Annotated in this window: 13 protein-coding genes and 1 riboswitch; of the genes, 11 read left to right on the top strand and 2 right to left on the bottom strand. The window is 46.7% G+C overall.

Annotated features, from left to right (window positions below; all coding sequences use genetic code 11):
* Positions 1 to 17: 17 nt before the first annotated feature.
* Positions 18 to 2237 (bottom strand): heavy metal translocating P-type ATPase, encoded by a 2220-nt coding sequence (locus AC3WU2_RS11785; RefSeq protein ID WP_492454278.1) that lies wholly within the window; start codon positions 2235 to 2237, stop codon positions 18 to 20.
* A gap of 34 nt (positions 2238 to 2271) precedes the next feature.
* Complete coding sequence (locus AC3WU2_RS11780; protein WP_018755255.1) at positions 2272 to 2604, bottom strand: ArsR/SmtB family transcription factor; 333 nt, start codon at positions 2602 to 2604, stop codon at positions 2272 to 2274.
* Positions 2605 to 2765: 161 nt separating this feature from the next.
* Between AC3WU2_RS11780 and AC3WU2_RS11775 the strand changes: the two genes are divergently transcribed.
* From AC3WU2_RS11775 to scpB, 11 genes are all read left to right on the top strand, one after another.
* Positions 2766 to 3401, top strand: a complete 636-nt coding sequence (locus tag AC3WU2_RS11775) for a stage V sporulation protein AA (protein ID WP_018755256.1) — start codon at positions 2766 to 2768, stop codon at positions 3399 to 3401.
* A complete protein-coding gene (locus AC3WU2_RS11770; RefSeq protein ID WP_492454275.1) occupies positions 3364 to 3825 on the top strand; it encodes a stage V sporulation protein AB in 462 nt (153 codons plus the stop codon). The genes AC3WU2_RS11775 and AC3WU2_RS11770 overlap by 38 nt, the downstream gene beginning before the upstream one ends.
* Positions 3826 to 3982: 157 nt before the next feature.
* A complete protein-coding gene (locus AC3WU2_RS11765) occupies positions 3983 to 5557 on the top strand; it encodes a spore germination protein (protein WP_492454701.1) in 1575 nt (524 codons plus the stop codon).
* A 128-nt stretch (positions 5558 to 5685) separates the two neighbouring features.
* Complete coding sequence (gene lysA, locus AC3WU2_RS11760) at positions 5686 to 7017, top strand: diaminopimelate decarboxylase (protein ID WP_492454273.1); 1332 nt, start codon at positions 5686 to 5688, stop codon at positions 7015 to 7017.
* A 153-nt stretch (positions 7018 to 7170) separates the two neighbouring features.
* Positions 7171 to 7602, top strand: coding sequence for a peptidylprolyl isomerase (locus AC3WU2_RS11755; protein ID WP_018755260.1), 432 nt, complete (start codon positions 7171 to 7173; stop codon positions 7600 to 7602).
* A 161-nt stretch (positions 7603 to 7763) separates the two neighbouring features.
* Positions 7764 to 7924: riboswitch (FMN riboswitch) on the top strand.
* Positions 7925 to 8140: 216 nt separating this feature from the next.
* On the top strand, positions 8141 to 9241 hold the full coding sequence (gene ribD / locus AC3WU2_RS11750) for a bifunctional diaminohydroxyphosphoribosylaminopyrimidine deaminase/5-amino-6-(5-phosphoribosylamino)uracil reductase RibD (protein ID WP_492454270.1): 1101 nt from the start codon (positions 8141 to 8143) through the stop codon (positions 9239 to 9241).
* Positions 9242 to 9275: 34 nt separating this feature from the next.
* Positions 9276 to 9944, top strand: a complete 669-nt coding sequence (locus tag AC3WU2_RS11745; RefSeq protein WP_492454268.1) for a riboflavin synthase — start codon at positions 9276 to 9278, stop codon at positions 9942 to 9944.
* A gap of 29 nt (positions 9945 to 9973) precedes the next feature.
* Positions 9974 to 11212 carry a bifunctional 3,4-dihydroxy-2-butanone-4-phosphate synthase/GTP cyclohydrolase II gene (locus tag AC3WU2_RS11740; RefSeq protein WP_492454266.1) on the top strand — a complete coding sequence of 413 codons (1239 nt, stop codon included), beginning with the start codon at positions 9974 to 9976 and terminating at the stop codon, positions 11210 to 11212.
* A 36-nt stretch (positions 11213 to 11248) separates the two neighbouring features.
* The gene (gene ribH / locus AC3WU2_RS11735) at positions 11249 to 11716 is read left to right on the top strand and encodes a 6,7-dimethyl-8-ribityllumazine synthase (protein ID WP_314585341.1); all 468 of its coding nucleotides are present in this window, start codon (positions 11249 to 11251) and stop codon (positions 11714 to 11716) included.
* A gap of 41 nt (positions 11717 to 11757) precedes the next feature.
* On the top strand, positions 11758 to 12555 hold the full coding sequence (locus AC3WU2_RS11730; RefSeq protein ID WP_018755265.1) for a segregation and condensation protein A: 798 nt from the start codon (positions 11758 to 11760) through the stop codon (positions 12553 to 12555).
* A complete protein-coding gene (scpB, locus tag AC3WU2_RS11725; RefSeq protein WP_492454263.1) occupies positions 12524 to 13123 on the top strand; it encodes an SMC-Scp complex subunit ScpB in 600 nt (199 codons plus the stop codon). Before AC3WU2_RS11730 ends, scpB begins: the two co-directional genes overlap by 32 nt.
* Positions 13124 to 13169: the final 46 nt, after the last annotated feature.

Genomic DNA, 13169 nt, shown 5'->3' with positions numbered 1-13169 from the left:
AGGTTCTTTTTGCGTTTTTATTGTTTCCGCTGGATTAAGATCGTCAAGCTGAGCAAAGTGACGATAATCGTCGCGCCCATATCGGATAGGATGGCGAACCATAGCGTCAACCATCCGGGAATGGTGAGGAGAAGAGCGATGATTTTGAGCCCGAGCGCGAATACGATATTCGTACGAATGACGCGGTTCACGCGTCTTGCAATACGTATAGCTTCCGGCAGTTTGCCGAGGTGGTCCTGCATGAGGACGAGGTCGGCTACTTCGATAGCGCTGTCCGTTCCTTTTCCCATCGCAATTCCTAATTGTGCGGAAGCGAGGGCAGGTGCATCGTTAATCCCGTCGCCGATCATGGCAACCGTCCCTTGCGAAGCAAGGGTTCGCACTTGTGATACTTTATCCTCAGGCATTAGCCCGCTGTAAACTTCACGCACACCAACCGCGGTTGCAACTTTGCTCGCTGTTCGCTCATGGTCTCCTGTCAGCATTACGGTACGACGAATGCCTAGACGATGCAATTCATCAATTACTTGTGCACTTTCGGGACGGATTTCATCCGCAATCCCGAACATTCCTAGAATATGATCGTCATCCGCGATTAGGACTAGCGTGAGCCCTTCCTGTTTTAATAATTCAATATCTTTCTGAGCGATAGAAGGGATAACGAAATCCGTTAAGCTTCGTTCATTACCTACACGGTATCTTGTTCCTTCGATCATTGCGACGATCCCTTGCCCAGGTACAGTCTGAATAGAGTCCGGTTCCTGCATTTCAATATCCGTATCCGCGATTTTTTTCATAATCGCTTTCGCGAGCGGATGGGAGGATGATTTCTCAATCGCCGCGGCAACAGGGTAGAACCGATCATGATTATACGTGATGGTTCTCTCCACATGCGGTTCGCCCTTCGTGAGTGTTCCCGTCTTATCAAATGCAAGGGTATCGACCTTGCCTAACTGCTCCAGATGAACGCCGCCCTTAATCAAAATACCGTTTCGTGCATTGCGTGTAATCCCGGACACAATGGCAATCGGAGATGAGAGAATAAGTGCACATGGACAACCGACAATGAGTACGGCAAGACCTTGATAGAACCATGCTCCCCAGCTCGCACCGAGGAATAGCGGAGGTACCAGCATAACGAGTATGGCGATGACAATGACTGCTGGCGTGTAATAGGTTGAAAATCGATTAATGAACAGTTCGGTCGGCGTCTTCGTCTCTTGCGCTTCCTCAACGAGGTGCAGAATGTGAGAGAGAGAGGAATCCGCATAAGCTTTATTGATTCGAACTTTCAAGACCCCTTCGTTGTTGATGCTTCCGCCAAATACTGATTCGCCGACACGCTTATCAACTGGCAGCGACTCACCGGTGATGGCTGCTTCATTCACGGAACTGTGACCTTCCATGATCGTGCCGTCTGAGGGGATCTTCTCACCAGAGCGGACGAGAACGATATCTAAGACCTGAAGAGCTGCGATCGGAATGATGGATTCAACACCATCACGAATGCGTGTGGCTTGCTTCGGCGCGACTTGAAGCAGCGCCTCCATCGATCTACGAGCTTTCTCCATTCCGAGTCCTTCAAGCCACTCATTCAGACCGAATAGGATTGCAACAAGCGTCGCTTCTTTCCATTCCCCAATCGCAATAGCCCCGATTAACGCAATAGTCATTAATGTATCAATATTGAACTTCAAACGAAGGACGTTGCGAGCACCTTGCATGAAGGTGCTGTATCCGCTAAGTACGATGGCAATCAGGTACATCCCGATGGATACGGCATTTCCCATGGCGCTGCCCCAAATTGCACTGATACCAAATAGCAACGTAGAAGTAATGAGTATTATCGGTAAGCGTTGTCCGCCCGCATGCGAATGATCATGACTATGTGCGTGGTGGTCGTGCCCGTGATCATGACCTTTGTGATCATGGGCATGGCCTGGATGTTGATGGTCTTCTCCATCTCCGTGCGCAGGGTGCTGATGATGATGTTCATGTTCATTATGTTCCGTTGATTCGATATGATTCGATGAATGGAGCGGCTCCATTCGTGCACCGTCACGACGTAGAATCTGCTCAACTTGATCGATCGCTATATTCGAATTGACGGTTAATTTACCTGTGTTATAGCTTATTGTCGCTTCAGCGCCATGCTCGAGCTTACGTATTTCTTCTTCCATTTCACGTGTGCAATTTGCACAGCTAAGTCCACGTATACGAAATTGTTGTTGTTCCATAACAGCTCACCTCTCATGCTATTCTTGGTCCTAGCTAGTCATGACATGCATGGTGTATCGCTTCAGATAGTAAATCCATGACGTGCTGATCATCATGCGAGTAGTATAGGGTTGTTCCGGCTCGGCGAAATTTGACGAGTCTTAGATTTTTGAGAAATCTTAATTGATGGGACACTGTTGATTGAAGTAAGGATAATTCTTCAGCGATTTCATTGACTGAGCATTCGCGCTGTGAGAGTAAATGAAGAATGCGAATTCGTGTCGTATCTGACAACGCTTTGAATGTCTGAGACACCATGAATAGCGTTTCCTCATCCAAGGTCGTGCAGGGAAGGGATTCTTCGGAACGTTGATTAGGATCATGCATGGGTATGTACACCACCTTAATGAATATATGAGTATCTATACATATAATGTAATACATCTTGTCGATGGATGCAAGAGATTTAAGTGACTAGATTTCAACAACAATTCCCATACTAAGGGTACACATGGAACGAAATCCGAAAAAAGGAGGATCATTTTTGGATGGAACTTCGATCCCCCCCTACACTATATTTACGTCTTCGAAGACGTGTTTCACTTCAGCGAGGAAAATCGATAACCCTTGGCCATATTGCAGAGCTGCTCATCGATCCCACTTGGTACGACAGGCTGTCAGGGCTCGTGTTATATCATCCTCGGAAAGAAGATGGCAATATCATTATGATTGATATGATGCGCATTGTGAGCGCCGTGCATCAGATAGAGCCAGGAATGAAAATTGAGTATTTTGGCGAGCCTCATGTGTTGATCGATATTGTAACCCAACCGAAGAAGCCAAGCGTTCTGCTGTTCATTCTAGTGTGGTTATTGCTATTCTTCGGCTCTGGACTCGCTATAATGAATTTCCATGCGGATGTGAGTATGCTCGAAGTTCAACAACGCATTGTCGAGCTGATTTCGGGACAGAAGACGCAGCGGCCTATCTTGTTTCAGATTGCCTATTCGATTGGAATAGGTTTTGGTATGGTTGTGTTTTTTAATCATGTATTTAAGAAGAAATTTAATGAGGAGCCGACACCGCTTGAGCTTGAGATATTTCTGTATCAAGAGAATTTGAATCATTTTGTTGTGACGGGAGAATATGATCGGCTTCAGAAACAAGGTGATTCGCGTGATTGATGCGCTTGTGATATTCAGTAATCTATTCATCGGATTGGCTGGAGGTATCGCAGTGGGAGGTGGGCTTGTTGCGTTATTTATCGTGTTGGATATTATACCGAGGCTAGCCCAACTAACGCGCTCTTACGATAAAGTACATTGGTTCGAAGGGGCGATGGTCTGCGGTTCATTATATTGGACAGTCGCTGACTTCTGGGATTTCAAATTCGGAGTTGCGTGGCTCACACCGATATTGTCTGGATCGATTGGCCTTCTCCATGGATTATTTATCGGATTACTCGCTGCAGCTCTAACAGAGGTACTGAATGTACTCCCGATTCTAGCCAAAAGACTAGGTATCGTACGTTACATGTTCGGATTATTAATGGCAATGGTACTTGGTAAAGTAACTGGGTCATTATTTGATTGGTTAATTTATCACTAAACAAGATTGAGATGAGGATAAAGGGAGATTTAGCATGCAGACGAATAACAATACACCCCATGAAAATGATGTTCCGAATGAAGCCATGAATCTCATGGGGAAAAATGCAGACCCGATTCCTGAACATTTGCATCCCGACCACCACCGTAGCCAGGATATGCAAGGGCATGATCAAGGGAACCAGGACCAGAATAATGATCAGACTCATCATCGGAATAGCGAGAAATCGGATACCATTGAGGAAGCGATTATTTATTGGCAATCGGATGATCAAGTTGCAAAAAGGCTTGAACAAATAAAGAATACATTGCAGCATGTCGTTGGCCTTAATAAAAGCTTTGATGTCATATTTCGGGAGATGACCTTCGGAGATCGTCGAACGGGGCTATTCTATTTGAATGGATTTGCTAAAGACGAAGTGATGACCTTGGTATTGGAACGATTAACGTATCTTATGCCCGAACAATTGACCGCGAATGCGGTAAAAACAATTTTTGAACGCTATATCCCTCACATTCAAGTAGAGAAAGTGCATAAGATGAGTCAAACCATTAACAAAGTGCTTGCGGGTGGGAGTGCACTGTTCATCGAGCATGAATCGATTGCAATAGTGATGGATGTAAAGAACTTCCCCGGCAGAGGGCCGGAAGAGGCGTCACTGGAGCGGGTCGTACGCGGTGCGCGTGACGGGTTTACTGAGACGCTGCTAACCAATGTCACGCTCGTGCGCCGCAGACTTCGGGATCCAGGACTTCATTACGAGCTTATTCAAGTGGGCCGAAGAACACGGACAGATGTTGCTATTGCCTTTATCGATGATATTGCCAGTTCCAGAGATGTGGAATCGATACGCAACAAGATAAAAGAGCTTGACATTGACGGTCTGCCGCTAGCTGATAAACAGCTGGAGGAAGCGATCATTAACAAGAGCTGGAATCCCTTCCCCCTCGCAAGATATTCGGAGCGACCCGATGTTGTTGCAGCTCAACTATTAGAAGGCAACATCGTCTTATTCGTGGATACTTCCCCTTCTGTAATGATCCTGCCAACGACCTTTTTCGATTTATGCCAGCATGCGGAAGAGAACCGGCAGACGCCATTTATGGGGACCTATTTGAGGTTGGTGCGATTCATTGGTATATTCGCATCACTTTTCGTGCTGCCGATGTGGTTGTTGCTGGCCACGCATCCTGAATTTAAACCAGCTGTGTTTAATTTTATTGGAGCGCAAAAAGTGAGTAAGCTGCCTTTAATAGTCCAGTTTCTCATTGGAGAAATCGGGGTAGACCTGATGCGGATGGCTGCCGTTCATACGCCAACACCGCTTTCGACAGCGATGGGGTTAATGGCGGCGATTCTCCTCGGTGATGTCGCGGTGAAGGCAGGGTTGTTCGTTCCCGAAGTTATCTTATACATGGCCGTCGCCGCCATCGGGATGTTCGCGACACCGAGCTATGAATTGTCCCTTGCCAACCGGATTGTTCGATTGCTACTGTTGATCGCAGTGGCTATTTTTGGAGGAGCTGGATTCATTGTCGGATCAACAATCGTCATCTTGTTTCTTGCAGTGCATCGGTCTTACAACTCATCGTACCTGTGGCCGTTCATACCATTTAATGCAAAGGCGATGCTCAATATTATCATCCGTAAGCCTGTGCTAAATATGAAAAAACGCCCGAGTTACAACCAAACTGTCGATAGTACGAAAATGAGAAAGCAAAAATCCGAATAAATAAAAATACAAATGATCTGCAAATTAGTCCATTCTTCTTCTACAGATTATTTGCTATAATGTTGTAAAATTTGGAACGTAAACATTTCCAATCCGACATATAGATGAAAAAGTAGAGGAGATATGATATGTACTTACATGGCACAAGTCAGATTAATTCCCAAGGACATTTAGAGATCGGCGGATGCGACGTCACGGATTTGAAAGCTCAATTTGGAACCCCCTTATATATTGTGGATGAGGAATTGGTTCGCAAACGTTGCCGTGAGTATATTGCAGCTTTCCGTGAATCCGGATTGAATTTTCAGGTTGCATATGCATCCAAGGCGTTCTGTGTCATGGCGATGTGCCGTTTAGCTGATGAAGAGGGCTTGTCTCTTGATGTTGTATCTGATGGTGAGCTCTATACAGCGCTTCAAGCGGGTTTCCCTGCACACCGTATTCATTTCCATGGAAATAATAAGACGATCGAAGAGATCGAGATGGCGATTGATGCACGTATTGGTTGCTTCGTCGTCGATAACTTCATCGAATTGCATTTGCTCAATTCCATCGCAGCTGAGAAGGGTCAGCGTGTGAACGTTCTCTTGCGTGTAACACCTGGCGTTGAAGCACATACCCACGAATATATCTCGACTGGCCAGACGGATTCGAAGTTCGGATTTGATATTGGTAATGGGTCTGCGTTTGTTGCTGTACGTGAAGCTTCAAGCCTTACGAATCTTGATTTGTTGGGCGTTCATTCGCATATTGGTTCCCAGATTTTTGAGGTGGAAGGATTCCAGATGGCGGTTGAACGTGTTGCGCAGTTCGCGCTTCGAGTGCGTGATGAACTGAATGTGATATTTAAAGTGGTAAACCTCGGCGGAGGCTTTGGGATTCGTTATGTGGAAGGCGATACGCCTCTTCAAGTTTCGCAATATGTTAAAGCCATCACGGATGGCGTGAAGATGCATTTCGCTGCATTAGGCGATACGCTTCCTGAGATCTGGGTCGAACCAGGCCGCAGTATCGTCGGGGATGCAGGGACGACGTTGTACACCGTGGGTACGAGCAAAGAGATCCCTGGTGTACGTAAATATGTCGCTGTTGATGGCGGCATGACGGACAACCCGCGCCCAGCGCTGTATGAATCCAAATATGAAGCGATTCTAGCGAATCGTGCTAATGAAGAGACGGTTGAGACCGTATCAATCGCTGGGAAATGCTGCGAGAGCGGTGATATGTTGATCTGGGATTTAGACTTGCCAAAAGTGAACAGCGGGGATCTGCTTGCTGTTGCTTGTACAGGAGCGTATAACTATGCGATGGCGAGCAATTACAACCGGATTCGTCGCCCATCTGTTGTGTTCGCAAAGGATGGGCAAGCGGACATCGTGGTTGCACGTGAATCGTTCGATAATATCGTCGGGAATGACATGATTCCTGAGCGGATGAAGAAAGTAGCTCTAACGAAATAATCGTAATTGAGAGTTCACAGGGGCCCCCTTCGGTAGAAGGGAGGCCGTTTTATGTTTTTCAATGGAACTTTCATAGAAGTTTTGCTTCTCCAGCCTATTCATAGTAAACTAAGGTGTAGATTTTTACATAACAAATAAGGAGTGTTCTATACAATGGCTAAACAAGCAAACATCAAAATGGCGAATGGCGCAGAAGTTGTAATTGAATTATTCGAAAAGGATGCGCCGAATACAGTAGCGAACTTCGAAAAATTAGCGAATGAAGGGTTCTATAACGGACTTACGTTCCACCGTGTTATTCCTGGATTCGTCGCGCAAGGCGGATGCCCAAAAGGAACAGGAACAGGCGGCCCTGGATACACAATTAATTGCGAAATTAATCCGAACAAACACGAGCGCGGTGCACTTGCTATGGCCCATGCAGGCCGTAACACAGGCGGCAGCCAATTCTATATCGTGTATCAACCACAACCGCATTTGGATGGACAACATACTGTATTTGGTAAAGTTGTATCAGGTATGGAGCATGTCGATACATTCAAAGGCCAAGACCGTATGGAAACGGTTCAAGTGACTGAAGTCTAAATTTTAGCATACATAAGATCCCGTAGGCATTGGCTTGCGGGGTTTTTGTTTTATGTGGAGGCTTGAGGATCATCTCTCTATAACATGGTTCAGGCCTTCTTGCAGTGATGGATGTGCTTGCTTTTTGTAAGCGCAGATGATAAGCTGTGTGAGAAAATGTGATGTTCCTTCGGGGTAGGGTGAAATTCCCAACCGGCGGTGATACGAGCGTAAAACTCGTGAAGTCCGTGACCCGGATCCATGTCTTGGCAGCAAGACGGGTGAAGGCTGACTCGGTGTAAATCCGAGACCGACAGTAAAGTCTGGATGGGAGAAGGAAACGAAAGACACAGAATCGAATCTGCGGGAGTTCACGCGCTTTTTTTATAAAAGGCAATTGCGTTGACTTTATTTGGTGACGTCTATTTAAAGATGAATCAGGATTCGTTTCATAGGTATGAGTCTGACGTTGAACCGAACTTCTAACCCCTTGGGCATGCACCAAGGGGTTTTTTGCCATGCTAAGAAGAGAACTGGAGAGAGAAAGGTGGGGATGAGGGTGGAAGTCATGAATGATGCATTTTATATGCGACTTGCACTTCAAATGGCTGAGAGAGCCGTTGGCCAGACGGGAATTAATCCGGTTGTTGGATGTGTTGTTGTCAAGGACGGGCGTGTTGTCGGGCTCGGTACGCATCTGCAGCGCGGCACGGGGCATGCTGAAGTCCATGCACTGAATATGGCGGGAGCAGAAGCTGCAGGAAGTACCGCATATGTGACGTTGGAGCCTTGTAGTCACTATGGAAAGACGCCGCCTTGCAGTGAACGGTTGATCCGTGAAGGCGTGAAACGCGTCGTTGTCGCTTGTCTAGATCCGAATCCACAAGTTGCGGGGACAGGGATCGAAATGCTACGTTCGCATGGGATCGAGGTTGTAGTAGGTATCTTGGAAGCTGAAGCGATCAAACTCAATGAGAAATTTATTAAATATATAACGACAAGACGTCCATTCGTAACGCTGAAGACAGCGAGCACATTAGATGGCAAAGTTGCATCAAAGACTGGCGATAGCAAGTGGATCTCGAACGAGATGGCTCGCGAAATCGTACATACACTCCGCCATCAGCATCAAGGCATTATGGTCGGGATCGGAACCCTACTCGCGGACGATCCAAGTCTAACGACTCGACTGCCAGTACCAGGTCTGCATCCAACACGAATCGTTGTGGATTCGAAGCTTCGTATTCCGAAGGATGCTAAAGTCCTTCAGGATGGGGTTGCGCCAACGATTATTATTACAACGGATCAGGCAAATCCGGAACGTGTACGAGAGATTGAAGCGCAAGGGGCTACCGTGCTTCGCTGCGGCACAGGTGACCATGTCGATGTAGCACTAGCGATGGATCGATTGGGCGAGCTGGAGATCAGCTCGATATTGCTCGAAGGCGGCGGACGCTTGAATGGCTCGATGCTTGAGGCAGGTTGTGTTGATAAGGTCATGCTCTTTTTTGCACCGAAGATTATTGGGGGCTTCACAGCGCCTGGAAATATCGTCTTCGATGGATTTGAGAAGATGAGTGAGGCCATCACATTAAAGGAAATAACGGTGGAACAGCTCGGGGATAATGTATGTATTACAGGATACCCTGCTCGCGGTTAGTCTAACGAATTGAATGGAAGGGAGGGAGAATACGATGTTTACAGGATTGGTCGAAGAGATTGGAACTATGCGGCGCATCTATCGCAAAGGAGAAGCCATGATTCTACACATTGAGGCATCTAAGATTATGGATGACGTGCAGCTCGGGGACAGTATTGCTGTAAATGGGGTTTGCCTGACGGTGATCGCTTATGATCAGGCGTCCTTCTCCGTGGATGTGATGCCACAGACATTCCGACATACGAATTTGAGTCAGCTGAAACCAGGGAGTCGGGTTAATCTGGAACGAGCGATGAAGGCGAATGGCAGATTCGGCGGCCATATCGTTCAAGGACATGCGGACGGAACAGGAATGATTATCGGTCGGTCCGAAGATGCGAATGCGGTCGTATTCGAGATCAAGCCGGATGAAGATGCGATGTTCAAATTTATTATCCCGCAAGGCTCCGTTACATTGGATGGCATTAGTCTAACGGTGGTCAAGGCTGACCCAGCGGATAGCGTCTTCTCCGTATCAATCATTCCTCATACCTTGGCAGATACTGTGCTGCAAGAGAAGAATGCCGGGTCAACCATCAATATCGAATGCGATGTGCTCGGCAAATATGTCGATCATTTGCTGCACTACCGTTCAAATGGAGAACAGACTAAACCTGGTAGCCGAGTGACCGAACAATTTCTAGCAGAGAATGGGTTCATATAAATCTGGAAGAAAGCGAAGGTGATTGGAAGATGAGTGAAGAACGCTATCGGTTCGATCCGATTGAGGAAGCCATATATGATCTGATGATGGGTAAGGTCGTTATTGTCGTAGATGATGAAGACCGTGAGAATGAAGGGGACTTCATTGCGCTTGCAGAGAAGGCGACCCCTGATGTGATTAACTTTATGATTACGGAAGGGCGTGGTCTTGTCTGTGTGCCGATTACGGAAGGGCGTGCAGAGGAACTAGACTTGGCACCGATGGTATCTCATAATACGGACTACCATGGCACAGCCTTTACGATATCGGTCGATCATATCGATACGACGACAGGGATTTCGGCTTTTGAACGTTCCAGTACGGTGAAAGGTCTGATCAATCCAGCGTCAAAGCCGGAAGATTTCCGCAAGCCTGGTCATATGTTCCCGTTGGTTGCGAAGAAAGGCGGGGTTCTACGTCGTGCCGGGCATACGGAAGCGGCTGTTGATTTGGCCCGTCTATGTGGATCTTACCCTGCAGGTGTCATCTGCGAAGTGATTAAGGAAGATGGCACGATGGCAAGGCTGCCGGATCTCGTAGAAATCGCGAAGAAGCATGACCTGAAGCTCATCACGATTGAAGAACTGATCCATTATCGGAATGAGAAGGATAAATTGGTTAAACGTGAAGTTGAAGTGAAGCTCCCAACAGATTTCGGTGAGTTCCATGCAGTTGCCTACACGAATGAAGTGGACAGTAAAGAACATGTCGCGCTCGTGAAAGGCGAGATTGATCCCTCGAAACCCGTGCTCGTGCGCGTGCATTCGGAGTGCCTGACCGGTGATGTATTCCATTCCCATCGCTGTGACTGCGGACCGCAATTCGAAGCGGCAATGCGTCAAATCGAACAAGAGGGACAAGGGGTATTGCTCTACATGCGCCAAGAGGGCCGTGGGATTGGGCTCATTAATAAGTTCCGTGCGTATAAACTGCAGGAGCAAGGGCTGGATACCGTGGAGGCGAATCTAAAATTAGGCTTTCCTGCTGACCTTCGTGAGTATGGCATTGGCGCACAAATTCTGAAGGACCTGGGAATCCGCCAAATTCGTCTTCTAACGAATAATCCACGCAAGATTAAAGGTCTGGAAGGGTATGGCCTTGAAGTCATTGAGCGCGTCCCTATTCAGATGCAAGAAAACAAAGATAACACTAAATATCTGCATACGAAACAAGCGAAGCTAGGGCATATGCTAAAGTTCGATGATGTCGAGCAGAATGAAGTGAAATAATATAAAAATCGGAGACAAAGAAAGGAATGTTGGAGCATGGCGAACATTTTCGAAGGACATTTAGTATCTAGTGGATTAAAATACGGGATCGTTGTAGGACGGTTCAATGAATTTATTACGACAAAACTGTTAAGCGGTGCGTTGGACGCACTGAAGCGTCATGGTGCAGAAGACAATGAAGTTGATGTTGCTTGGGTACCAGGCGCATTCGAGCTTCCATTAATTGCACAGAAAATGGCGGAGAGCGGCAAATATGATGCAGTGATAACCCTAGGTACCGTTATTCGCGGCTCTACACCACATTTTGACTTCGTGTGCAGCGAAGTAGCGAAAGGTGTAAGTGCAATTAACCTGAAAACAGGTGTTCCTACAATCTTTGGTGTCATCACAACAGATAGCATCGAGCAGGCTATTGAGCGTGCAGGTACCAAAGCAGGGAACAAAGGTTGGGAAGCGGCTGTGACTGCGATTGAAATGGCGAACTTGACGAAACAGTTCAAATAATGCTTATCTATTAATAAGAAGATAAGCGGGAGGAAGTCATTTTGACGACGGTAACGTATAAGCTGGAGACATTTGAAGGACCGCTCGATTTGCTGCTGCATCTCATTGATAAAGCGGAAATTGATATCCAGAACGTGTCAATCAGTGAAATTACGGATCAATATATGGAATATTTAAATACGATGCAGGAGCTGGAGCTCGATGTGACGAGCGAATTTCTTGTGATGGCGGCGACGCTCCTCTCCATGAAAAGCAAGCTGCTGCTACCGAAACCTCCGGTTATTGAATGGGATGAAGAATTTTATATGGATCCTGAGGATGAGCTTGATCCACGTGCGGAATTGATTCAGAAGCTGATTGAGTATCGGAAGTATAAAGGAATTGCAGATCATCTCCGGGAGAAGGAGCTAGAGCGGAGTCTGATCTTCTCGCGTGAACCCGAGGATTTGACGCCTTTTATGCCGACGGTGCAAGAAAATCCAGTCGAAGGTCTTCATACAGCGGATCTGATCAAGGCCTTTCAAAAGGCATTGCGCAAAGCGACGCGCCGAAATACCGTTGCAAGAATCCATCGTGATGAAATTTCGGTGAAAGATCGCATTCGAGATGTCGTTTCTACTTTACATCGGGTAGGCAGAGGCGGTAAAGTATTATTCTCGAAGCTGCTAAATGAAGAGATGGACCGGCATGAGATTGTCGTAACCTTTCTAGCCATCTTAGAGCTGATGAAGATGAAACAGATCCGATGTTATCAAGATCAATTATTTGATGATATTGTGATCGAATGGAAGGGGGACGAGAGCATCGATGGACTTCAAGTTAATGAAATCAATTATTGAAGGACTATTATTTGTGGCAGGCGACGAAGGATTAACAGCAAGGCAAATCGCCGAAGTCGTCGAACAACCGCTTGATTTAGTGCTTGATGTGATTCATGATTTAAAAGGGGATTATAAGCGTTCCAAGCGAGGTATTCAGATTACAGAGATCGCAAATGCCTTTCAATTGACGACAGTCCCGGAGCATGCACCTTATTTCGAACGATTGGCCTATTCACCATCGCGTTCCACATTATCCCAAGCGGCGCTGGAGACGTTATCCATTGTTGCGTATAGGCAGCCGATTACACGTGTAGATATTGAAGAGATCCGTGGTGTGAAATCTGATCGTGCACTGCAGACCTTGATGTCTAAAGATCTAATTGAGGAAGTAGGGCGTGCAGAAGCCATTGGCCGTCCAATCCTCTACGGGACGACGAAATCATTTTTGGATTATTTTGGACTCGATAGTCTCAAAGGGCTGCCGGATTCTTCTCAATTTGAGAGTGATATGGATCTGGATGAAGAGACACAATTGCTCTTCGAGAAGCTCGATGGTCGTCAAATGACGATTGATGATATGAAATAGGTTATACACCCAAGACAGTCTATCTCGGTTGAACCGAGATAGGCTG

The sequence above is a fragment of the Paenibacillus sp. EB106-05-06-XG162 genome, assembly GCF_058791655.1.
Note: the sequence above shows the minus strand (reverse complement) of the source record. Positions and strands in the feature narration are given on the sequence as shown.

What these genes read in the sequence shown, in the direction of transcription:
- AC3WU2_RS11785 (WP_492454278.1), bottom strand. Translation starts at nt 2,237, where the DNA reads ATGGAACAACAACAATTTCGTATACGTGGACTTAGCTGTGCAAATTGC.
- AC3WU2_RS11780 (WP_018755255.1), bottom strand. Translation starts at nt 2,604, where the DNA reads ATGCATGATCCTAATCAACGTTCCGAAGAATCCCTTCCCTGCACGACC.
- AC3WU2_RS11775 (WP_018755256.1), top strand. Translation starts at nt 2,766, where the DNA reads ATGGAACTTCGATCCCCCCCTACACTATATTTACGTCTTCGAAGACGT.
- AC3WU2_RS11770 (WP_492454275.1), top strand. Translation starts at nt 3,364, where the DNA reads ATGATCGGCTTCAGAAACAAGGTGATTCGCGTGATTGATGCGCTTGTG.
- AC3WU2_RS11765 (WP_492454701.1), top strand. Translation starts at nt 3,983, where the DNA reads ATGCAAGGGCATGATCAAGGGAACCAGGACCAGAATAATGATCAGACT.
- lysA (WP_492454273.1), top strand. Translation starts at nt 5,686, where the DNA reads ATGTACTTACATGGCACAAGTCAGATTAATTCCCAAGGACATTTAGAG.
- AC3WU2_RS11755 (WP_018755260.1), top strand. Translation starts at nt 7,171, where the DNA reads ATGGCTAAACAAGCAAACATCAAAATGGCGAATGGCGCAGAAGTTGTA.
- AC3WU2_RS11745 (WP_492454268.1), top strand. Translation starts at nt 9,276, where the DNA reads ATGTTTACAGGATTGGTCGAAGAGATTGGAACTATGCGGCGCATCTAT.
- AC3WU2_RS11740 (WP_492454266.1), top strand. Translation starts at nt 9,974, where the DNA reads ATGAGTGAAGAACGCTATCGGTTCGATCCGATTGAGGAAGCCATATAT.
- ribH (WP_314585341.1), top strand. Translation starts at nt 11,249, where the DNA reads ATGGCGAACATTTTCGAAGGACATTTAGTATCTAGTGGATTAAAATAC.
- scpB (WP_492454263.1), top strand. Translation starts at nt 12,524, where the DNA reads ATGGACTTCAAGTTAATGAAATCAATTATTGAAGGACTATTATTTGTG.